Genomic DNA, 20610 nt, shown 5'->3' with positions numbered 1-20610 from the left:
CATCTCCCCCGAAACAGCCGTTTCCCGCCCGCGGCCTTGTTTGGCGCGCTTTCGGAAAGCCGGGTCGCCGGACCGAGATGCGCGCTAAATCATTGAAGATGCGTGCTTTCCTGAAGCGAATCGAAACCGCTTCGCCACAATGCACGATGTTACCTATATTGCTTTGATGCCGGATCAGATGCGCAGCTATCTCGACTTTGAAAAACCCGTCGCCGAACTTGAAGCCAAGGTCGACGAATTGCGCGCGCTGGCGGCGTCCGGCAGCGACATCGGCGATGAAATTTCGCGCATTGAGGACAAGGCGCAGCAGGCGCTTACCGATCTCTACGACAATTTGACGCCGTGGCAGAAGACGCTGGTGGCGCGCCATCCGCAGCGCCCGCACTTCACCGATTTCGTCAATGCGCTGATTACCGAATTCACCCCGCTCGCCGGCGACCGCAAATTCGCCGACGACGAGGCGCTGATGGGCGGCTTCGGTCGTTTCCGCGGCGAGAGCATCTGCGTGATCGGCCAGGAAAAGGGCGCCACCACCGACAGCCGCATCAAGCATAATTTCGGCATGGCCCGCCCCGAAGGTTATCGCAAGGCGGTACGGCTCATGGAGATGGCGGACCGTTTCGGCATCCCCGTGCTGTCGCTTGCGGATTCCGCCGGCGCCTATCCCGGCATCGGCGCCGAAGAGCGCGGCGTGGCGGAAGCGATCGCGCGCTCGACCGACACCTGCCTCGCGCTCGGCGTCCCCAATGTCGCGATCATCACCGGCGAAGGCATGTCGGGCGGCGCCATCGCCATCACCACCGCGAACAAGGTGATGATGTTCGAGCACGCGATCTACAGCGTGATCTCGCCGGAAGCGGCGTCCTCGATCCTGTGGCGCGACGGCACCAAGGCCCAAGAAGTCGCCACCAACATGAAGATCACCGCGCAGGACATGCTGCGCTTCGGCGTGATCGACCAGATCCTGAAAGAGCCTTCCGGCGGCGCCCATCGCGATTCGGCCGCGATGATCTCGGCCACCGGTGATGCGATCGCCGAGGCCTTCAACGAGCTGCGCAACCTCGATGCGGACGGTATCCGCCGGCAGCGGCGGCAGAAATTCCTCGATATCGGCCGCAAACTGGGCTGATTGTTTCGCCCTCGGATGATCGCGTCTGGTGCGGTCACTTGGGCCTGCCCGCCACAATCTTTAACAACCTCTAAACGGCCATTATTTTCGCCAGCGCGCTTGATTCGGCCGCAATTAGGCCGCGGCGCCGGTCTTTAAATTCTGTTGACCATGCCTGCCACCCGCAGCCGCTGGACGGTCTCGTTTGGGTTGCGGCGCAGAAGGTCAAAGGATACAGTTTTATCTAATGGCTTCAGGGCATGTTCGCTGTGATTTGGGGTGCGAAAATGCCCGGGTGGGTGTGGAGCTTAGCCTTTGATTAACCGGTCGCTGGTTCGCGCGCTCGTCACGTCGGCTGCCCTCGCAGGCACGGGCGCATTACTGGCCGGCTGTAACGGCGGGGACATGTCCCTCGCCAATAACGCCAAGGCCAACCAGCCCGTCCCGCCAAAGCTGGTCGCCGACATGACGGCAAAGGACATGGATCTGCAATCCCCGATCCTGGTCCGCCTGTTCAAGCAGGAAGCCGAACTGGAAATCTGGAAGCAGGACCGCTCCGGCCGCTTCGCGCTCCTGAAGACCTATCCGATCTGCCGCTGGTCGGGCGATCTCGGCCCCAAGATCAAGGAAGGCGACCGCCAGGCGCCGGAAGGCTTCTATTCGATCTCGCCGGCGCAGATGAATCCGCAGTCGGCCTATTATCTCTCCTTCAACACCGGCTATCCCAACGCATTCGACAAGGCGCTGGGGCGCACCGGCTCGCAGTTGATGGTGCACGGCGACTGCTCCTCGCGCGGCTGCTACGCGATGACCGACGAGCAGATCGCGGAAATCTATTCGCTGGGCCGCGAATCCTTCTTCGGCGGCCAGAAATCGTTCCAGTTGCAGGCCTATCCGTTCAAGATGACGCCAACGAACATGGCGAAGCATCGCAACAACCCGAACATGCCGTTCTGGAAAATGATCAAGGAAGGCAATGATCATTTCGAGGTGACGAAGCAGGAACCGAAGGTCGATTTCTGCGAAAAGAAATACGTGTTCGATGCCGCCAAGCCGCCGAACGCGACGCGTGACCTGGTATTTGACGCTTCGGCCAAGTGCCCGGCCTATGTGATTCCCGAAGAGATCGCCGACGCCGTGCGCGACAAGCAGGCCACCGACCTTGCCGAGACCGCGCGGCTGATCGCCAAGGGAACGCCCATGGCACGCATCAACACCGGCATCGACGGCGGCATGCACCGGGTGTTCGCGGCCCGCGTGCCCGAGGGCAGCACCGGTCTTTCCGAACCCGGCGACGGCTCGAGCCTGTCGCTCATGGCGCGGGCGCCCGGCACCGTTCCCTCCCACGTCAATCCGCCGAAAGCGCCCGCCGATCGGGCGCCTTCCGAGAATTTGCTGATGGGCGCGCCGGAACAGCCGAAGCTGGTCGCCGCGCCGGCCGCCGCTCCTGCCCCCGCTCCGACGCGGGTTGCCAATGCAGCGCCGGCAGCCACGAGCCAGAATGATGGGTGGTTCTCCAATCTCGCTCGCAAGGTCGGGTTCGGTGGCGGCGCAGCCGACGCCACCGCCAGCACACCGCCTTCAAAACCGAAGGCGGCCGAGGCCAAGCAGCCCCCGCGTCCTGAAGCGTCCGCACCCAAGACCACGGCACCGAAGCCCGACACCAAGCACGCTGCCGCAACTCGCCCGCCGCTGAAACCGTCGGTGTCGGATGCTCCGGCTCCGGCCGCCAAGGACAATCGGGTCTCGGGATCGGCGCCGATCGTGTCGACGAACTCGTTCGACAGCCGCTTCGGGGCGGTGAAGTAGGAAGCCTCGTTTCGTCTCCTGACCGACGAGGAAGAGGCGGCCAACGGCACTTTTGAATAGATCTGCCGCTGATCAGGCCATTTCGCCCGGCTTGGCTCCCTTGGCTTCTTTCGCCGCAAAATCGCGGAGAGTTCTTAGCCGCCGACTATTGGGGGCGATATTGGAAGCTCGAACGAAAGCACCGTATGCATCGCCAATTCGCCGGACGTTGAGGAGAGAGAGCGCGAGGCCCTCCCATGCGCGGCAGTCAAGCGGGTCCCTTTTCACTGCTAATTCGAAGCTCGTGACTGCATCCTGATAGTGCGCCATCCTCATCAAAGACCAACCGGCCCAGGACGGTGGGTTAATCGGGATTTGCGGAAGGTCCGTCATTGTCTGGAAAGCTCGTAAGGCCCCTTGATAGTCTTGAGTTACATAGCTTTTCAGGCCGTCGACTAGATGGACCGATATCGATGCGCTCCTTGGCAGTTGATGCAGCGCATTGACTACTGTTTGTGCGGCTCGCTCGTGCGGTACTTCAAGCAAGAGGTCAGAAAGAAGAATCGCATTTTCCAGCGATGGCGCTCGCTGCAGAGCGTCTGACAGGACCTCGACCGCAGCATCGATCTCATTGCGATAATAATGCAGCTTCGCCAGCACGGACACCAGATCAGCGCTTAGCGGACAATCGCCGCCAACACACGTGGTCGTGGGGGCCTCGACTGAAATCCGTCTTAGCAACGAGTAAAAAAGAGTGGTGCACTCTTCCGGTTCAGTGGCTCGCCCTGGCTCGGGAGTTGCATCGCCGCTCGTAATGCATGTCCCAAATATCGACGCGTCAGCGTAGGTCGGAGTCGAAATGATGGAGTAAGAGGCCGACGGACCGGCGATATTCATGTAGCGCCCAATCAGCGCATCGATGAAAACTGCCGCATCTTCGATGGCGGCGGCGGACTTGCTACGGCAATCGACAACGTCAATAGCTCGCATGACATCATGTAGGAAGTTCAGCTTCACGAAAAAAGCCTGCGGCGAATAGGCCTCCAACACATAAGTTGCAAGATTGTGAACTGTTGATTGGGCCGAGAGCGCTGCCAAGACTTGAAGACCCAATGGAATTCTTCGGGCGACTGGAATTTCTCGCAACAACTGGCCAATTTGGTCGATCTGGACTTGGTCAGAAGCCAGGCGGCATTCAAGTATCGGCTCGCGAAGATTCGGCGGAGAGTAGCTATATGGATTAAGCGGCCAGACGCCGACGCCCGGAGGCGGAGATACTTCAAATCCCGGGGCCACTACGTATCCATTTTCCAAGCATAGCTGATGAGTTGCCGGCCAATTAATCACAGCCGTGACGATTCCGGCTTGATCAAGACACTCCCAGATGGTCTTTGCGGCCCCCGCTCGAAAACCTACCGTTTCATAGAGCGCAGTTTCTCCGATTTGCCTGAATGGAAGAACGATACCGTGACGATCTGCATGACAGCCGGTCGCAACCGTTGCCCAGGAAGAGATTGAAAGATGAGGGGGAGGAAAATATGTAGGACGCCGATGGCCTAGGCTTGAAAGCTTTTCCAGGTGCGGCAGGCGCTTTGCTTCCAACAACCTGGAAAGCAGGTCCCAACCCAGCCCTTCAATTGCAATGACCATATGTCTAGCGGCGGAGGTCGAGCGAGTACGCAACTTCATCCTTGACCTGTTTCGCGCCGCTCAATCGAGCAATTTGAAGGGAGAAAGACACCGCGTCCGAGCACTTGTAATGTGCTTTCTCCTCTCCTGCTTCAAAAAAAATCCGCACCGATTCATAAAGCAGAAGTAGCGGCCCCGATGGAGATTTCCACGAAGGACTGACGGCCAAGAGATCGACGGAAGGCACTTCGCCGCTGCCGTCCCAAACGATGAGGCCCAGCAAGAGACCATTCTGCGTGATCCCGATCGAGTAGCGCGCGCAGCGTTCGTCCCGCAGCAGATAGTTAAGGCGGTGCTGCGCTTGCTGCGAATCCATTCCGTAGAATTGGGCATAGAGCGAGCTCGCGGGTACGATATCCAAAGTGCGAAGCGGAGCGATGATCAGATCGGTCGGAATCTTTTTGTGGGCACGCAATTTCTCGACCTTGGGCGCCAGGGCCGCGATCGTCGGAACGGAGAATATCTCGAATGTGTAGTTGTGATATTCCGGTTGAAAACCCCAAGACAGAAGTCGAGTCTGTTCCTGGGGATATGCCGTGGGGCGCCAAGCAAAGAGTCGCTCAACCTGCCAAAGACGAACTTCCTTTCCCAGTTCGTCTAAGAGCGCTTTTCCAATTCCCTGACGACGAAATTCTGGGACAACAACGACATTTCCTCGCAGCCCATAGACACGATTTCCATAGGGCGTGAGGGAAAAACATGCAGTTCCGGCAAGGCCGCCGGAAGTTTCCGCAACGAAAATGCTCTCCATCGGCACGTTGGAAGAGGGGATATCCGGAATCAGCCGGACTACTCCCTCGATATCCGATGGAAGAGCTTTCCTCAGCCTCAAGGCTTGGCTTTGGCCGAATCGCCTAGGCGGCGGCGAGCGATTTGCTGTTCGCTCGTCTCCGATAAAGGGCAAGTCCCACGAAGCCCAACGCCATCAAAGCCCAGGTCGAAGGCTCCGGAACAGCAGCGACCTGAGTAGGCGTCAACGGTGATCCCGCAGCAAACCTGGCGCCGGTGTTGTCGTACTCATATCCCTTGAGGACGACATTATAAGGCGAGTGTACATTGCTGTTGGTGATAACCAGATCAATGAAGCCGAAGTAGGTCTGTGCTCCAGAGGTAAAGGACATCGGAACGAACAGTTCGCCCGTGTTACCGCCGAAGTTATAGGAGGCCAAAGTACCGTAGATCGGATAGTAAATCGGGTATGAGCAGTTCTTTCCGCAACTTCCCGTTCCCGCATAGTAGGTGCCGACCTGCGCGGAATAAAAACTAGCGGCTTGGCTGGCTAGGATTTCGCCCGACAAGCTGGGGGACGAACCCGGAGTCACGCCCGAGGAAACGGGTGGACCGACAAGAGTTGTCCCGATCGATTTGTATGCCGACAGACTTATTATAGTAGGCAGTGCCGTAGTAATCGGTGCCGGCATAGCCGTAGGCATTGTTTATCGCGAACTTATTGGTGCCGTCGATATCCAGCGTAAAGGTTGAATTTGGCGCTATCGACTGGTTAAGGCCTGTGACCCCGACGATAGCAGCATCAGCCACGCTTGGCGCGAAGGACAGCGCCCCCAAAGACATCAAACCCAAACGGTAATTTAACATGTCCCTGCCTCAAAAATGTTTATTAAAATTGGGCACCATAAAATTGATTCTTTTGAATCGTGTCAAGACGGGATAAACTGTTAAATATGAGCTCCGGTTAATATAGCGTGCGCGAGGGGTGCGACTTACTCTAGCTATAACCTGTGGTAGCACGGCCTTCCTTTATCGCGATTTCTGCATTTCAAGATTGAATACTCAGCAAAATCCGAAGACGGACTTGAGCTCGGGCGCTCCGCGCCGCCCTTATGCTCAACACCCGCATCGAGGCGGTGAAACTAGACGCGGACGGAAGAGCCGCACTGGACGATCAACGCAGTCGGCTCGGAACGATTCATTCCGCATTACTAGTACGCAGCCTCTTCGATTTCGAACTTGTTGCCGCGCAACACCAGGATGCCTCTAAGCATAGCTCGCTGGCTGAACGACCGCTTCAAACGATCGCAGGTCCAGCTCGATGACCCTTCCGCGCGGCAAGGAGGTGATGTAGCCTCATAACAGGCCGCCAGCGGGCAGTGCCGAAGGCCCGTCGGAGTATCAGCGGCCTGGTGCCCACGGCGGGGCTGAAATCCTTCATCTCCAGGTTTTGTGCCGGCTCGTTTTTCATGTGAGCCGGAAGAGAGGCTAACGCCTCATCGATCAAACACGCCCTGACAGGAGGACATCATGCACTTCTGTATGACTGCGCAATACACGCCGAAATCTCTCAACGCTATCCTGGAAAATCCAAAGACCAATCGCTACGAAGCGGCCAAGAAGATGGTCGAAGCCGCCGGCGGCAAGTTGATTTCGATGTACAGCACTGCTGCCAACGGGCCCGGCGTTCTCGTGATCTTCGATGTGCCCGATCCCAACTCGGCATCGGCGATGTCAGGTGTCGTGATTGCGAGCGGCGCCGTCCACAATGTAACCCTCACTCGCCTTTGGACGCCGGATGAAATCACGCAGGTTCGGCAAAAGGCGGTCCAGATCAAAGGCTCGTACACGCCGCCCGGCGGCTAAGTGATCGGTGACCGGCTACTTGCCTGCACACTGTCGAGCACGGTCATAAAAATGGTGGCAGGCGATGACCTGCCACCATTGTCGTCCTCTGAAATCAGCGCCTAACCGTACTTGCCGTGGCAGTGCTTGAACTTCTTGCCGCTGCCGCAGGGGCAATCCTCGTTGCGGCCGACCTTGCCCCAGCTGGCGGGATTTTTCGGATCGCGATCTGCGGCGGCGACCTGGGGCACCAGCGAGACGTTGGCGAACGCCATTTCGTCCTCGCCCGTGTTGGGATCGAACTTGTGCGCCTCCATCGCCGGCAGCACCGGCTGCTGCTCTTCCGGCGGCACGATCTCGACGCGCATCAACTGCGCCGTCACCGCCTCGCGCAGATGCGCGATCATCGCCTCGAACAGGCTGAAGGCCTCCGACTTGTATTCCTGCAACGGATCGCGCTGGCCGTAGCCGCGCAGGCCGATCACCTGGCGCAGATGGTCGAGCATGATCAGATGCTCGCGCCAGAGGTGGTCCAGCGTCTGCAGCAGGATGGTCTTCTCGACATAGCGCATCACGTCGGGGCCCCATTGCGCGACCTTGGCCGCCATGTGCTCGTCGACATGCTTCTCGATGCGCGCCAGCAACTCCTCGTCGGCGATACCCTCTTCCTTGGCCCATTCGTCGACCGGCAGATCGACATCGAGCACACGCTTCAATTCGTCCTTCAGGCCGGCGACATCCCACTGCTCGGCATAGGCATGCTCGGGCACGTGCTTGGCGACGACGTCGTCGACAAAGGCGTGACGCATGTCGGCAACCGTCTCGGCGACGCTGTCGTCCTTCATCAGGTCGACGCGCTGGTCGAAGATCACCTTGCGCTGGTCGTTCTGGACGTTGTCGAATTTGAGCAGGTTCTTGCGGATGTCGAAGTTGCGGGCCTCGACCTTCTGCTGCGCCTTTTCCAGCGCCTTGTTGATCCAGGGATGGATGATGGCCTCGCCCTCTTTGAGGCCGAGCCGCTGCAGCATGGTGTCGAGACGGTCGGAGCCGAAGATCCGCATCAGATCGTCTTCCAGCGACAGGAAGAACTTCGAGCGGCCGGGGTCGCCCTGACGGCCGGAACGGCCGCGAAGCTGGTTATCGATGCGGCGGGATTCATGCCGCTCCGAGCCCATGATGTAGAGACCGCCGGGCTTGGTCATGGTCTTGGCCGGCTTTGAGCCCTTGGCGGGTTCGATCTCGACCACTTCCTCCGCCTTCAGCACGATCTCGCGGAAGCGCTCGATGTCGGCCTTGATCTGCTCGATCTTTTTGGCCTTCTCGGCCTCATCGGTGATGTTGGCGGTCTCCTGCTGGATCCGCATATCGAGCGAGCCGCCGAGCTTGATGTCGGTACCGCGTCCCGCCATGTTGGTCGCGATCGTGATCGCGCCGGGGACGCCGGCTTCGGCGACGATATAGGCTTCCTGTTCGTGGAAGCGCGCGTTCAAGACCGCGAACAGCTTGGCCGGCTTGCCGGCACGCGCCGCGGCATAGAGCTTCTCCATGCCGGCTTCGCTGCCGAAATCGATCTGCTTGTAGCCGTGCTTCTTCAGATAGTCGGCAAGCACTTCCGACTTTTCGATCGAGGCGGTGCCAACCAGCACCGGCTGCATCCGCGCATTGGCGCGCTCGATCTCCGCCAGGATCGCGGCGTATTTCTCGTTCTGGGTGCGGTAGACCTCGTCGTCCTCGTCGAGACGCGCCACCGGCACGTTGGTCGGGATCTCCACGACCTCGAGCTTGTAGATGTCGAACAGTTCGTCGGCTTCGGTCGCGGCCGTGCCGGTCATGCCCGACAGCTTTTCGTACATGCGGAAATAGTTCTGGAAGGTGATCGAGGCCAGCGTCTGGTTTTCCGGCTGGACCTGGACGTGCTCCTTGGCTTCCAGCGCCTGGTGCAGGCCTTCGGAATAGCGCCGGCCGGGCATCATGCGTCCGGTGAATTCGTCGATGATCACGACTTCGTTGTCGCGGACGATGTAGTCCTTGTCGCGGGTGAACAGCGAGTGGGCGCGCAGCGCCTGGTTGACGTGGTGCACGACCGAGACGTTCTCGACGTCGTAGAGCGACTCGCCCTTGAGCTGGCCGGCGTCACGCAGCAGCGTCTCGATCTTCTCCATGCCGCCTTCGGTCAGCGTCACCGTGCGCTGCTTCTCGTCGACCTCGAAGTCGACAACCTTCTCCAGCTTCGGCATGAAGGTGTCGATGGTGTTGTAGAAATCCGAACGGTCGTCGAGCGGACCGGAGATGATCAGCGGCGTGCGCGCTTCGTCGATCAGGATCGAGTCGACTTCGTCGACGATCGCGTAATAGTGCCCGCGCTGGACCATGTCCTCCAGCCGGTACTTCATGTTGTCGCGCAGATAGTCGAAACCGTATTCGTTGTTGGTGCCGTAGGTGATGTCGCGCGAATAGGCGTCCTTGCGCTCGGCGTCATCGAGGCCATGCACGATCACGCCGACGGTGAGCCCGAGGAAATTGTAGATCTGGCCCATCCATTCGCTATCGCGGCGGGCGAGGTAATCGTTGACGGTGACGACGTGAACGCCGCGACTGGCCAGCGCGTTGAGATAGACCGCCAGCGTCGCCACCAGCGTCTTGCCTTCGCCGGTCTTCATCTCGGCGATGTCGCCCTCATGCAGCACCATGCCGCCGATCAGCTGGACGTCGAAATGCCGCTGGCCGAGGGTGCGCTTGGCGGCCTCGCGGACGGTGGCGAAGGCCGGAATCAGGATGTCGTCGAGCGTCTTGCCGTCGGCGAGCTGCTGGCGGAATTCGGCGGTGCGGGCTTTCAGCGCCTCATCCGATAGTTTCGAGACCTCGGGCTCAAGCGCGTTGATGGCGTTGACTCGGGACTGGTACCCCTTCACCCGCCGGTCGTTGGCGGAGCCGAAAAACTTGCGGGCGAGCGCGCCGATCATGCCAATTCCTGCCTTTGCCGTTACTTGCGTTACGCCGTGACGTGGTCCACCAAGTTGCCTATCAACTCACCGTGACGCATCGCGGCAAATACCCGTTCCGGGGCATCATTCGCCTAATGAGTGGGAATTAAGCAATCCAAGGTTCAACGGCAAAAAACGCAGCAAAATAAGCGCTATCGCCGCTGGAGGTTCCGGCACAGATATGGCTGGGTCGGGGTCTTGTCAACGTAGGTCCATCTGTCAAGGAATTCATCATTTTGACAGACTTTTCGCGTTGCCAAGCCGGCATGATTGGGCGAGTGTCCCGCCGCCTTTGCCGCCCCCTCTTCAAGACAAGGATTTTCCATGACCACCTCGTTCCCGGAAACGAAAACCGGCCTGCGCTTCGGCCTCGCCTCCCTGGCCACCACGGCCTGTCTGGCTGCGATTCTGGCTGCCAGCCTGCCGGTTCGTGCCCAGGACAACCCCGTTCTCGCCAAGGTTAATGGCGTGGAGATCCGCCAGAGCGACGTTGCGCTCGCGGAGGAGGAACTCGGCCCCAGCCTCGCGCAAATGGACCCGGCAACCAAGAAGGACAATGTGCTGGCCTTCCTGATCGACCTGAAGATCGTCGCCAAGGCTGCCGAGGACAAAAAAGTCGAGAATTCCGAGGACTTCAAGAAGCGCCTGGCCTTCACCCGCAGCCGCCTTTTGATGGACAGCCTGCTCGCGTCCGAGGGCAAGGCCGCGACCACCGCCGAGGCCATGAAGAAGGTCTATGAGGAGGCCGCCAAGCAGATCACCGGCGAAATGGAAGTCCACGCCCGGCACATCCTGGTCGAGACCGAGGACGAGGCCAAGGCGATCGCGGAAGAGTTGAAGAAGGGCGGTGACTTCGCCGAACTGGCGAAGAAGAAATCCAAGGACCCGGGCGCCTCCGATGGCGGCGATCTCGGCTTCTTCACCAAGGAACAGATGGTGCCGGAATTCTCCGCCGTCGCGTTCACGCTCGAACCCGGCAAGATCTCCGACCCCGTGAAGTCGCAGTTCGGCTGGCACATCATCAAGGTCGAGGAAAAGCGCGCCCGCAAGGCGCCCGACTTCGAGCAGGTCAAGGCCCAGATCGAGACCTATGTAACGCGCAAGGCACAGGCCGAATACGTGGCCAAGCTGCGCGAAGCCGCCAAGGTCGAGCGCATGGACAAGCCGGCCGAGGCCGCCAAGACCGACGCCAAGCCGGATGCCGCCAAGCCCGCGGATTCCAAGATGGCGCCGGCGAAGAAGTAAAAAACCGCTGTCACTTCTTCGAGACCGATAGTATTTACCGTTGTCATGGCCGGGCCGAAGCGCCCGGCCATTCCATGTCCGGGGACGAGTTGGCAGCCCCGGCTGCGGTTGATCCGGTCGAAGAAGGTGCTCGCATGTCCACTACCGTCTCCCCCCTCGCCCCGACCGATGTCCCCGACATGCCCGCGATTGCGGGCGTGAAGCTCGCCACCGCGGCCGCCGGCATCCGTTACAAGAACCGTACCGACGTGCTGCTCGCGGTCATGGACAAGGGAACCACGGTCGCCGGCGTCTTCACCAAATCGAAATGCCCGTCCGCGCCGGTAGAGTGGTGCCGCGCCAAGCTAGGCCGCGGCGGATCTTCTAAGCCAGCATTTGCCCGCGCGCTGGTTGTCAATTCCGGCAATGCCAATGCGTTCACCGGCAAGACCGGCAAGCAGTCGACGGCGCTGACCGCGCAGATCGCAGCGAAGGCGGTCGGCTGCTCGACATCAGACGTGTTCCTCGCCTCAACCGGCGTGATCGGCGAACCGCTGGATGCCACCAAGTTCGACGGCGTGCTGGGAACACTGGCTGAAGCTGCCACGCCCGACCACTGGATGGACGCCGCCAAGGCCATCATGACCACCGATACCTTCCCGAAGGTCGCAACCGCCACGGTGAAGCTCGGCAAGACCAAGGTCACCATCAACGGGATGGCCAAGGGCGCCGGCATGATCATGCCCGACATGGCCACCATGCTGTCCTTCGTCTTCACCGACGCGCCGGTGTCATCCGCCGTGCTGCAGTCGCTCCTCAAGACCGGCGTCGAGGACACGTTCAACGCCATCACCATCGACAGCGACACCTCGACATCGGATACGCTGCTGGCTTTCGCCACCGGCGCGGCCGCTGCCAATGGCGCGCCGAAGATCAGCCGCGCCAGCGATCCGCGCCTGAAGGCATTCGCCAAGGCTTTCCACGAGGTACTGGCCGACCTTGCCGAACAGGTCGCCCGCGACGGCGAAGGCGCACGCAAGCTGGTCGAGGTGATCGTCGAAGGCGCGACCACCAGGACCTCGGCGCGCAAGATCGCGATGTCGATCGCAAACTCGCCGCTGGTGAAGACTGCGATCGCCGGCGAGGACGCCAATTGGGGCCGCGTGGTGATGGCGGTCGGCAAGGCCGGCGAGCCCGCCAATCGCGACAAGCTTTCGATCTCGTTCAACGGCATCCGCGTCGCCAAAAGCGGCGCGCGCGATCCGTCCTACAACGAGGCGGAGGTTTCCGAGGTGATGAAGAACCCGAAGATCCAGATCAAGGTCGCGCTTGGCCTCGGCAAGGGCCGCGACCGCGTGCTGACCTGCGACCTCACCAAGGAATATGTCGCGATCAACGGCGACTACCGGTCCTGAGCGAGGCAGCGGCGCATGGCTGACATCAAGCTCACCCTCGTCGTCGCCTGCGCCCTGGTCGATACCGACAAGCGCGTCCTGATCGCGCAGCGTCCGCAAGGCAAGGCACTCGCCGGCCTCTGGGAATTCCCGGGCGGCAAGGTCGAGCCCGGCGAGCGGCCGGAGCAGACCCTGATCCGCGAACTGCACGAGGAAATCGGGATCGACGTCAGCGAGCCGTGCCTGGCGCCGCTGACCTTTGCGAGCTACGCCTATGACAACTTTCACCTCCTGATGCCGCTCTATATCTGCCGGCGCTGGGAAGGCCTGGTTGTCGCGCGCGAGGGCCAGCAACTGGCCTGGGTCCGCGCCAACAAGCTGCGCGACTATCCGATGCCGCCCGCGGACATTCCGCTGATCCCGCATCTGATTGATTTGCTGATGTGAGGCTCGTTCGCGAGCACTTCTCCTGCCGTCATTGCGAGCGTAGCGAAGCAATCCATGTGGCCACCCGGGCATAGAATGGATTGCTTCGTCGCTCCGCTCCTCGCAATGACGAGTTCGGATCAGCCCTTCGGCACCCTCTTCACTGCCGCCTCCAGACTCGCCTTCGCCGATCCCGGCCGCAGCGGCCTCTGCTGGCTCTCGTGCGGCGCCCAGCCGGACAGCCAGACAATATCGAACGTCGCGCGGATGCGGCCATCCGCGTCGGCAAACCGCTCGCCGTAAATCTGCGCCATCCGCAACATGGTCGCGCGACGGGTCGGCGTGTGCCGCCGCTCGACCAGGATATTGGTCGCCCCCATCCGCCTGAGATCGGCCATCAGGGCAAACGCGCTGTCGTAGCGCACCACGACGCGATCGACATCGGTCACCGGCAGCGCGAAGCCCGCCCGCTGCAGCAGCGCGCCGACGTCGCGCAGATCGGCGAACGGCACAACCCGCGGCGACACCCCGCCCTCGCATTCGGCTTCCGCCCCAGCAAAGCTTTGCCGGAGCTCGGTCAGCGTATCGCCGCCGAGCATCGCTGCGAGCAACAAGCCATCGGGTTTGAGCGCACGGCGAACCTGCGCCAGCACGCCCGGCAGGTCGTTCACGAACTGGAATGCAAGCGCAGAGACGGCGAGATCGAGGGACTGCGGCGGCAAGCGCAGCGTTTCAGATTGATCGGGATCGATACGGGTGATCGACTGGAAGCGATCCGCAACAGGTTTTCGCAGCAATTCGCCCGGCGTCCAGATATCTGCGACATCGGCAAAATTCCGCATCACCGCCTGCAACCGTTCTTCAAAATCCTCCCGGACGCGATCGAGCAGAAACGTCACCGGCCCGCCACGCCGCGCGCGGTCCATCCGTGCGCGCAGCAACGCGCGGTCGAACAGGAGGGGCGCGGTGATCGGGTTCGAAGCCATGCGCGGTTGGTACGCCGGCCGCCCATCTCTGGCAATGCCGCGCTTGAGCCGCACGCGGCACGGCGCTAGCCTCATCCCATGGACGCCGAGGCATCACGATCACGCTCCATCGCAAGCCAGCTTCGCGGCGCGCTCGGCGCCTGCCGCGGCATGTTTGCACACATCCCGCGGCTGGCGCTCGACATCGCGCTGCCGACGCAGTGCGTTTCCTGCCGCGAACCGGTGGATGGCGAGGGAGTCTGTGCCGAATGCTGGGCAAAATTGTCGTTCATCGCGCCGCCGTTCTGTCCGCGGCTCGGCATTCCCTTTGTCTATGATCCCGGCCCCGAATTGCTGTCGATGGAGGCGATCGCCAATCCGCCGGCCTATCAGCGCGTCCGCGCCGCGGTGCGTTATGACGACGTCGCACGCACGCTGGTTCATGCGCTGAAGTACCAGGACCGCACCGATCTCGCGCCGGCGATGGGCCGCTGGATGGCCCGGGCGGGCAAGGAATTGCTCGACGAGACCGACGTGCTGGTGCCGGTACCCCTGCACTGGCGACGCGGCTGGAGCCGCCGCTACAACCAGTCCGGCGCGCTGGCGCGGGTGATTTCGCAGCAAAGCGGCGTCAAACTGGCCGCGGAGGCGCTTCGCCGCATTCGCGCCACCGAGCAGCAGATCGGCCTGTCGCGGCCGCAACGCGCCAGCAATGTGCAGGGCGCCTTCAAGGTCGCCGCCGATCGCATGGCCGACATCCAGGGCCGCCGCGTCATCCTGATCGATGACGTGCTAACATCAGGCGCCACCACTGACGCCTGCGCCCGCGCGCTGCTGCGCGCCAAGGCCGCACAGGTCGACGTGCTGGTATTCGCGCGGGTTGTGGACAGCCACCGGGCTCCCATATAATTCAAAGGCTTGTGCTTCAAGGACTTGCCAAATCAGGGCGCGCCATGACTGCCATTGAAATCTATACCCGTCCGGGCTGCGGCTATTGTACCGCCGCCAAATCGCTGCTGACGCGCAAGAATGCCGCGTTCACGGAACTGAACGTGGCCACGGATCCGATCTATCGCGATCAGATGTACGACCGTGCGGGCCACGGCTCGACCTTTCCGCAAATCTTCATCGGCACGACCCATGTCGGCGGCTGTGACGAGCTTTACGCGCTGGACCGCGCCGGCAAGCTCGACGCCTTGCTGGCCGGAGAAAAGGCCTCATCATGAGCGCTGATTCCACCTTCACCGCTGCCATGGTGCAGATGCGCACCGGGCTGTTGCCTGAGCCGAGCCTCGAGCAGGGTGTCACACTGATCCGCGAGGCCGTGGCGCAAGGCGCCGACTACGTGCTCACGCCCGAAGTGAGCAACATGATGCAGTTGAATCGCAAGGCGCTGTTCGAGCATCTCGCATCGGAAGAAGATGACCTCTCGCTGAAAGCCTATCGCGCGCTGGCCGCGGAACTGAAGATTCATCTCCATATCGGCTCGCTGGCGCTGCGCTTCTCGCCGGAGCGCGCCGTCAACCGTTCGTTCCTGATCGGGCCTGACGGCAATCTGCTCGCCAGCTACGACAAGATCCATATGTTCGATATCGACCTGCCCGGCGGCGAGAGCTATCGCGAGTCAGCCAACTACCAGCCGGGCGAAACCGCCGTGATCTCCGATCTGCCGTGGGGCCGCATCGGACTGACGATCTGTTACGACGTGCGCTTTCCCGCGCTCTATCGGGCGCTGGCCGAAGCCGGCGCATCGTTCCTCACCGTCCCTTCCGCGTTCACGAAGAAGACCGGCGAAGCGCATTGGCACACGCTGCTGCGCGCCCGCGCCATCGAGAACGGCTGCTTCGTGTTCGCCGCGGCGCAGGCCGGCATGCACGAGAACAAGCGCGAGACCTACGGGCATTCGCTGATCATCGCGCCCTGGGGCGAAATTCTCGCCGAGGGCGGCGTCGAGCCCGGCTTGTTCCTTGCCAAGATCGACACATCCAAGGTGGAGACGGCGCGGAAGGCCGTGCCGTCGCTGCAGCATGGCAGGCGCTTCGGCATCGCCGACCCCAAGGCCGGCCCCGAGCATCTGCACCTCGTCCGGGGCTCGGCATGATCCGCTACAACCTTCGCTGCGAGAAGGGCCATGCGTTCGAAAGCTGGTTTCAAAGCTCCGCGGCCTATGAAAGCCAGGAAAAGCGCAGGCTGGTGAGCTGCCCTGCTTGCGGCTCGGTGAAGGTTGAGCGCGCCATCATGGCCCCGCAGATCGTCAGCAAGAAGGGCCGCGAGCAAGCCGCGCCCGCGCCGGCGCCCGCAGAAACAGCGGGATCGGAATCGACGCCGCTGTTGATGGCGCAGGAGCGCGAGTTGCGCGCCAAGTTGAAGGAGTTGCGCGATCACATCGTGAAAAATGCCGACAATGTCGGCGAGCGCTTTCCCAACGAAGCGCGCAAGATGCATTACGGCGATATCGAGCATCGCCCGATCTACGGCGAGGCCTCGCCGGACGAGGCGCGCGCGCTGATCGACGAAGGCGTCGAGGTCTCCCCGCTGCCGGTGCTGCCGGACGACAGGAATTAAGAAGCGGGCACGATTCCGTAGGGTGGGCAAAGCGCAGCGTGCCCACCATGTAGCGGCAAACATCTGTGGTTGGAATGGTGGGCACGCTTCGCTTTGCCCACCCTACGGCTTCTGACTACGCCGCCACCAATAGCGCCACGCCCAGCACGATCAGCACGATCCCTGACAACTCTCGCGCCGAAATGGGCTGCTTGAACGAGTAATACGCAACGGCCTGCGCGAACAACACCTCGACCAGCGCCAGCGTGCGCACGTTGGCGGCCGCCGTCAGCGCAAACGCCAGAAACCAGAACTGCGAGGCGAACGCGCCCATGAAGCCCGCCAGCATCGAGGGCCGCCACAGGCCGAAAATCTTCATCAGCACATCAGGCGCGCGGGCGAGCAGATAGACCGTCAGCACCAGCGTCTGCACGAACAGGCCGAACACCAGCGTGAAGGAGGCAGTAGTGACGAAGGAGGCGCCGGGGACCGAGATAATCGCGCCGCGGAAGCCGATTGCCGACAGCGCAAAGCAACCGGCGGCAACGAGGCCGATGATCGTCGGCTTAAGCTCGGCAAAGCCCTTCTCACCGCCCGGCCGCAGCGCGGTGATGACCACGCCGACGGTCGCGATGATGATGGCGACCACTTTCAGCACCGTCAAATGATCGCTGAGGAAGATGAAGCCGAAGATCGCGGTCTGGATTGCTTCCGTCTTCAGATAGGCCGTCGTCACGACAAAGGAGCGGTCGTTCATCGCCAGCAGCATCAGGCCGGTGGCGACGATCTGGCTCAGTGCGCCGAGCAGCAGCCATGGCCAGAACACCGCGGCCGGCCACGGCACGGGATCGCCGGTGACGGCGATCACGAGCGCGCAGAAAATAACCGAGAACGGAAAGCCGAACAGGAAGCGGATATTGGTCGCGCCCCAGGTCCCGAGCGGTCCCGTCAACGAGCGCTGCATCGCATTGCGCGCGACCTGGCCGAGCGCAGCGATGAGGGTGAAGGGAATCCAGAGCGAGGCGATGGAAAACATCGGAAATACCGGCGGGAGCTGCCGCACCGTGCCGGGCAGGACGGATCAGGTCAACCGAAGCGGCGTCATGACAGGATTGCGCTCGGCCCGAAAGGCGGTGTCGTGCCTGCGAAAGCAGGGATCAAGAATCCCTACACGCCCTCCGCCACCACCATATAGTTCACGTCCATGTCGGACGAGATGCTCCACCGGTCGGCGAGCGGGTTATAAACTACGCCGGCCTGTTCGGTGATGGTGAGGCGGTTGTTGGCGAGATGCTGCGCAAGCTCGTCCGGCGTGACGAACTTGTCCCATTGATGGGTGCCGCGCGGCAGCCAGCGCAGCACATATTCCGCGCCGACGATCGCGAGCGCAAAGCTCTTCCAGTTGCGGTTCAGCGTCGAGACCACCATCAACCCGCCCGGCTTGACCATGGCCGCGCAGCGGGTGAGGAACGCGCCGACATCGGTGACATGCTCGATCACTTCCATCGCCAGCACGATGTCGAAGCGCTCGCGGTGGTCCATCTGCTCGACGGTGGTGCAGCGATAGTCGATCGACAGATGGCCCTTGTCGGCATGCAGCCTGGCAGCGGCAATGTTGGTCGCTGACGGGTCGACCCCGATTACCTGCGCACCGAGCCGCGTCAACGGCTCGCACAACAGACCCGCGCCGCAACCGATATCGAGGATCCGCAGGCCCGACAGGCAGCTCAGGCTCCGGGCATTGCGCTCGAACTTGCGGCATGCGGCGTCTCTGATGTAGCCGAGCCGCAGCGGGTTGATCTTGTGCAGCGGGGCCATCTTGCCCCTGGGGTCCCACCACTCGTCGGACAGTTTGGAGAATTTCGCGACCTCGGCCGGGTCAACGGTCGAGCCGGTGGCGGAGAAACCGGCGGAAGAATTCTGCTGCATAGCCATGGTTCAGGTGCCGGCCGGTCGTGCGGTGATGGCATTGCGAAACGACAATGGCGAAGCGATCATATCGAGGGTCTTTCCACCCTCGCCGACCCCCAGGACCGTTACGTCGCCGTAGTTGAGGAGGCGACCGAGGATGCTCTGGTTGACGTCAACGCTCTCAACCTTGTCGACACTCATCTCGAACGTCTGCCGTTTAACAAAGCCAGTCTTGTGAACGACGCGGAAATTGGTGACGTCAGTCTCGGTGGTCCAGCGATGGAACCAGGCGGTCGCCGTCTTGTACAACGCAGCGACGGCTGCAATCGCCGCCAGCGACAGACAGATCAGCACGGATGGTCCCGCCGGCACCATGGCCGAGAGCGTCAGGAATACGCCCGCTACAATCCAGCCGATGATCGCCGGCAGGAAAAATATCCAGTGCGCATTGGTCGAATACAGCACCTTTTCCCCGGGCTGCAGGATCTCATCGATATATCGGCCCATACGCTCGCCCTGAATTAACCCGCTACCACTGCAATTTGCGCCATTTTGGGTCGAAAACGGAACCGGGGGTGCTTGCCCCGGACCGCGCCGCTATGTATACGCCGCTTTCGACCCGGGCGCTCCACTTTCCGTGCGGGTCACCTAACTTATCCTCACAGGGAATGCACGCGTCGTCATGGGCCGCCTCGTGATGAAATTCGGCGGCACGTCCGTCGCTAATATCGACCGAATCCGCAACGTCGCGCGTCACGTCAAGCGCGAAGTCGACGCCGGGCATGATGTCGCCGTCGTCGTCTCGGCCATGGCCGGCAAGACCAACGAGCTGGTCGAATGGTGCCGAGACGCCTCGCCGATGCATGATGCGCGCGAATATGACGCCGTGGTGGCGTCCGGCGAACAGGTGACCTCGGGCCTGCTCGCGATCGTGCTGCAGGGCATGGGCATCCAGGCCCGCTCCTGGCAGGGCTGGCAGATCGCGATCAAGACTTCCGACGCCCATGCCTCGGCGCGCATTCTTGAGATCGACGGCACCGAAATCATCAACCGTTTCGGAGATCGCAAGGAAGTCGCCGTCATCGCCGGCTTTCAGGGCATCAATCCGCATACCAACCGAATCACTACGCTCGGCCGCGGCGGTTCTGATACCTCGGCGGTGGCGATTGCCGCCGCCATCCGGGCCGACCGCTGTGACATCTATACCGACGTCGACGGCGTCTACACCACCGATCCGCGGGTCGTTCCCAAGGCACGGCGGCTCGACAAAATCGCGTTCGAAGACATGCTGGAACTCGCCTCGCTGGGCGCCAAGGTCCTGCAGGTGCGTTCGGTGGAACTCGGCATGGTGCACAACATGCCCGTGTTCGTCCGTTCCAGCTTTGACAAGCCCGAGGATATCGACCCGCATGGCACGCCGCCGGGCACGCTGATCTGCAGCGAGGAGGAAATCATGGAAAGCCACGTCGTCACCGGCATCGCCTTCTCCAAGGACGAAGCCCAGATTTCGCTCCGCCAGATCGAGGACAAACCCGGCGTCGCCGCCGCGATCTTCGGCCCGCTGGCGGATGCCAATATCAATGTCGACATGATCGTTCAGAACGTGTCCGAGGACGGCAAGACCACCGACCTCACCTTCACCGTTCCGGCCTCCGACTATAACCGCGCCCGCGACACCATCACCGCCTCCAAGGGCAAGATCGGCTATGCCCGGCTCGACAGCGCCACCGACGTGTCGAAGGTCTCGGTGATCGGCAGCGGCATGCGCAGCCATGCCGGCGTTGCGGCGAAGGCATTCAAGGCCCTGTCCGAGCGCAACATCAACATCCGCGCCATCACCACCTCGGAGATCAAGTTTTCGGTGCTGATCGATGCCGCCTACACCGAGCTCGCGGTGCGCACGCTGCACACGCTCTACGGGCTGGATCAGACCTAGAACGATTTTCTCTCAAATTTTGCGCATGGTCTGATCGCCAAACCGGCTTGGTTCGGCGGATCTCCGC

At 61.7% G+C, this 20610-nt stretch carries 19 protein-coding genes and 1 pseudogene; 11 read left to right on the top strand and 9 right to left on the bottom strand.

What is annotated here, in order from left to right; genetic code table 11:
* Positions 1–166: 166 nt before the first annotated feature.
* Positions 167–1129, top strand: a complete 963-nt coding sequence (locus tag LMTR21_RS01815; protein ID WP_065750571.1) for an acetyl-CoA carboxylase carboxyltransferase subunit alpha — start codon at positions 167–169, stop codon at positions 1127–1129.
* A gap of 294 nt (positions 1130–1423) precedes the next feature.
* Complete coding sequence (locus LMTR21_RS01810) at positions 1424–2917, top strand: L,D-transpeptidase family protein (protein WP_065750527.1); 1494 nt, start codon at positions 1424–1426, stop codon at positions 2915–2917.
* Between the two features lie 72 nt (positions 2918–2989).
* Here LMTR21_RS01810 and LMTR21_RS01805 read toward each other — a convergent pair whose 3' ends face one another.
* From LMTR21_RS01805 to LMTR21_RS40505, 4 genes and pseudogenes are all read right to left on the bottom strand, one after another.
* A complete protein-coding gene (locus LMTR21_RS01805) occupies positions 2990–4546 on the bottom strand; it encodes an alkaline phosphatase family protein (RefSeq protein ID WP_187399294.1) in 1557 nt (518 codons plus the stop codon).
* A 4-nt stretch (positions 4547–4550) separates the two neighbouring features.
* Complete coding sequence (locus tag LMTR21_RS01800; protein WP_141688062.1) at positions 4551–5336, bottom strand: GNAT family N-acetyltransferase; 786 nt, start codon at positions 5334–5336, stop codon at positions 4551–4553.
* A 103-nt stretch (positions 5337–5439) separates the two neighbouring features.
* A pseudogene (locus tag LMTR21_RS41705) lies at positions 5440–5544 on the bottom strand (PEP-CTERM sorting domain-containing protein); the annotation flags it as partial.
* A 304-nt stretch (positions 5545–5848) separates the two neighbouring features.
* Entirely contained in the window at positions 5849–6181 is a 333-nt protein-coding gene (locus LMTR21_RS40505) for a hypothetical protein (protein ID WP_065750522.1), read from the bottom strand.
* Positions 6182–6844: 663 nt separating this feature from the next.
* Between LMTR21_RS40505 and LMTR21_RS01790 the strand changes: the two genes are divergently transcribed.
* Positions 6845–7180 carry a GYD domain-containing protein gene (locus LMTR21_RS01790; RefSeq protein ID WP_065750521.1) on the top strand — a complete coding sequence of 112 codons (336 nt, stop codon included), beginning with the start codon at positions 6845–6847 and terminating at the stop codon, positions 7178–7180.
* Positions 7181–7281: 101 nt separating this feature from the next.
* On the opposite strand, the gene secA is transcribed toward LMTR21_RS01790, so the two are convergent.
* The gene (gene secA / locus LMTR21_RS01785; protein WP_065750520.1) at positions 7282–10122 is read right to left on the bottom strand and encodes a preprotein translocase subunit SecA; all 2841 of its coding nucleotides are present in this window, start codon (positions 10120–10122) and stop codon (positions 7282–7284) included.
* Positions 10123–10467: 345 nt separating this feature from the next.
* On the opposite strand from secA, the gene LMTR21_RS01780 reads away from it, so the two are divergent.
* The 3 genes from LMTR21_RS01780 (at position 10468) to LMTR21_RS01770 (ending at position 13208) form a co-directional block, all read left to right on the top strand.
* A complete protein-coding gene (locus LMTR21_RS01780; RefSeq protein WP_065750519.1) occupies positions 10468–11388 on the top strand; it encodes a peptidylprolyl isomerase in 921 nt (306 codons plus the stop codon).
* Between the two features lie 134 nt (positions 11389–11522).
* On the top strand, positions 11523–12782 hold the full coding sequence (argJ, locus tag LMTR21_RS01775; protein WP_065750570.1) for a bifunctional glutamate N-acetyltransferase/amino-acid acetyltransferase ArgJ: 1260 nt from the start codon (positions 11523–11525) through the stop codon (positions 12780–12782).
* A 15-nt stretch (positions 12783–12797) separates the two neighbouring features.
* Entirely contained in the window at positions 12798–13208 is a 411-nt protein-coding gene (locus LMTR21_RS01770) for a (deoxy)nucleoside triphosphate pyrophosphohydrolase (RefSeq protein WP_065750518.1), read from the top strand.
* Between the two features lie 119 nt (positions 13209–13327).
* On the opposite strand, the gene LMTR21_RS01765 is transcribed toward LMTR21_RS01770, so the two are convergent.
* On the bottom strand, positions 13328–14173 hold the full coding sequence (locus tag LMTR21_RS01765) for a methyltransferase domain-containing protein (protein ID WP_065750517.1): 846 nt from the start codon (positions 14171–14173) through the stop codon (positions 13328–13330).
* A gap of 78 nt (positions 14174–14251) precedes the next feature.
* Between LMTR21_RS01765 and LMTR21_RS01760 the strand changes: the two genes are divergently transcribed.
* Genes LMTR21_RS01760 through LMTR21_RS01745 form a run of 4 tightly spaced genes read left to right on the top strand, consistent with a single transcriptional unit; the run spans position 14252 to position 16717 of the window.
* Complete coding sequence (locus LMTR21_RS01760) at positions 14252–15061, top strand: ComF family protein (protein WP_065750516.1); 810 nt, start codon at positions 14252–14254, stop codon at positions 15059–15061.
* A gap of 44 nt (positions 15062–15105) precedes the next feature.
* Positions 15106–15378, top strand: a complete 273-nt coding sequence (gene grxC / locus LMTR21_RS01755; RefSeq protein ID WP_065750515.1) for a glutaredoxin 3 — start codon at positions 15106–15108, stop codon at positions 15376–15378.
* Positions 15375–16253 (top strand): carbon-nitrogen hydrolase family protein, encoded by an 879-nt coding sequence (locus tag LMTR21_RS01750; RefSeq protein ID WP_065750514.1) that lies wholly within the window; start codon positions 15375–15377, stop codon positions 16251–16253. Before grxC ends, LMTR21_RS01750 begins: the two co-directional genes overlap by 4 nt.
* Positions 16250–16717, top strand: coding sequence for a DUF1178 family protein (locus LMTR21_RS01745; protein ID WP_065750513.1), 468 nt, complete (start codon positions 16250–16252; stop codon positions 16715–16717). The genes LMTR21_RS01750 and LMTR21_RS01745 overlap by 4 nt, the downstream gene beginning before the upstream one ends.
* A gap of 115 nt (positions 16718–16832) precedes the next feature.
* On the opposite strand, the gene LMTR21_RS01740 is transcribed toward LMTR21_RS01745, so the two are convergent.
* The 3 genes from LMTR21_RS01740 to LMTR21_RS01730 all read right to left on the bottom strand — a co-directional run bounded on the left by LMTR21_RS01740 (position 16833) and on the right by LMTR21_RS01730 (position 19114).
* Positions 16833–17732 (bottom strand): DMT family transporter, encoded by a 900-nt coding sequence (locus LMTR21_RS01740; RefSeq protein WP_065750512.1) that lies wholly within the window; start codon positions 17730–17732, stop codon positions 16833–16835.
* 131 nt (positions 17733–17863) lie between these two features.
* Positions 17864–18631, bottom strand: coding sequence for a bifunctional 2-polyprenyl-6-hydroxyphenol methylase/3-demethylubiquinol 3-O-methyltransferase UbiG (ubiG, locus tag LMTR21_RS01735; RefSeq protein ID WP_065750511.1), 768 nt, complete (start codon positions 18629–18631; stop codon positions 17864–17866).
* A 3-nt stretch (positions 18632–18634) separates the two neighbouring features.
* A complete protein-coding gene (locus LMTR21_RS01730) occupies positions 18635–19114 on the bottom strand; it encodes a PH domain-containing protein (protein ID WP_065750510.1) in 480 nt (159 codons plus the stop codon).
* A gap of 175 nt (positions 19115–19289) precedes the next feature.
* Here LMTR21_RS01730 and LMTR21_RS01725 point away from each other — a divergent pair, with 175 nt between their 5' ends.
* Positions 19290–20543 (top strand): aspartate kinase, encoded by a 1254-nt coding sequence (locus tag LMTR21_RS01725; RefSeq protein WP_065750509.1) that lies wholly within the window; start codon positions 19290–19292, stop codon positions 20541–20543.
* Positions 20544–20610 lie beyond the last annotated feature (67 nt).

Source organism: Bradyrhizobium paxllaeri, from assembly GCF_001693515.2.
Taxonomy (GTDB): domain Bacteria; phylum Pseudomonadota; class Alphaproteobacteria; order Rhizobiales; family Xanthobacteraceae; genus Bradyrhizobium; species Bradyrhizobium paxllaeri.
This window is presented reverse-complemented; position numbering and strand designations above follow the sequence as displayed.

Excerpts from the sequence above, each read along its gene's own strand:
- LMTR21_RS01790 (WP_065750521.1), top strand. The coding sequence starts at position 6,845 with ATGCACTTCTGTATGACTGCGCAATACACGCCGAAATCTCTCAACGCT.
- LMTR21_RS40505 (WP_065750522.1), bottom strand. The coding sequence starts at position 6,181 with ATGTTAAATTACCGTTTGGGTTTGATGTCTTTGGGGGCGCTGTCCTTC.
- argJ (WP_065750570.1), top strand. The coding sequence starts at position 11,523 with ATGTCCACTACCGTCTCCCCCCTCGCCCCGACCGATGTCCCCGACATG.
- LMTR21_RS01770 (WP_065750518.1), top strand. The coding sequence starts at position 12,798 with ATGGCTGACATCAAGCTCACCCTCGTCGTCGCCTGCGCCCTGGTCGAT.
- LMTR21_RS01750 (WP_065750514.1), top strand. The coding sequence starts at position 15,375 with ATGAGCGCTGATTCCACCTTCACCGCTGCCATGGTGCAGATGCGCACC.
- LMTR21_RS01765 (WP_065750517.1), bottom strand. The coding sequence starts at position 14,173 with ATGGCTTCGAACCCGATCACCGCGCCCCTCCTGTTCGACCGCGCGTTG.
- LMTR21_RS01760 (WP_065750516.1), top strand. The coding sequence starts at position 14,252 with ATGGACGCCGAGGCATCACGATCACGCTCCATCGCAAGCCAGCTTCGC.
- LMTR21_RS01815 (WP_065750571.1), top strand. The coding sequence starts at position 167 with ATGCCGGATCAGATGCGCAGCTATCTCGACTTTGAAAAACCCGTCGCC.
- secA (WP_065750520.1), bottom strand. The coding sequence starts at position 10,122 with ATGATCGGCGCGCTCGCCCGCAAGTTTTTCGGCTCCGCCAACGACCGG.
- LMTR21_RS01730 (WP_065750510.1), bottom strand. The coding sequence starts at position 19,114 with ATGGGCCGATATATCGATGAGATCCTGCAGCCCGGGGAAAAGGTGCTG.
- LMTR21_RS01745 (WP_065750513.1), top strand. The coding sequence starts at position 16,250 with ATGATCCGCTACAACCTTCGCTGCGAGAAGGGCCATGCGTTCGAAAGC.
- LMTR21_RS01805 (WP_187399294.1), bottom strand. The coding sequence starts at position 4,546 with ATGGTCATTGCAATTGAAGGGCTGGGTTGGGACCTGCTTTCCAGGTTG.
- LMTR21_RS01780 (WP_065750519.1), top strand. The coding sequence starts at position 10,468 with ATGACCACCTCGTTCCCGGAAACGAAAACCGGCCTGCGCTTCGGCCTC.
- LMTR21_RS01725 (WP_065750509.1), top strand. The coding sequence starts at position 19,290 with ATGGGCCGCCTCGTGATGAAATTCGGCGGCACGTCCGTCGCTAATATC.
- LMTR21_RS01740 (WP_065750512.1), bottom strand. The coding sequence starts at position 17,732 with ATGTTTTCCATCGCCTCGCTCTGGATTCCCTTCACCCTCATCGCTGCG.
- LMTR21_RS01800 (WP_141688062.1), bottom strand. The coding sequence starts at position 5,336 with ATGGAGAGCATTTTCGTTGCGGAAACTTCCGGCGGCCTTGCCGGAACT.
- grxC (WP_065750515.1), top strand. The coding sequence starts at position 15,106 with ATGACTGCCATTGAAATCTATACCCGTCCGGGCTGCGGCTATTGTACC.
- ubiG (WP_065750511.1), bottom strand. The coding sequence starts at position 18,631 with ATGGCTATGCAGCAGAATTCTTCCGCCGGTTTCTCCGCCACCGGCTCG.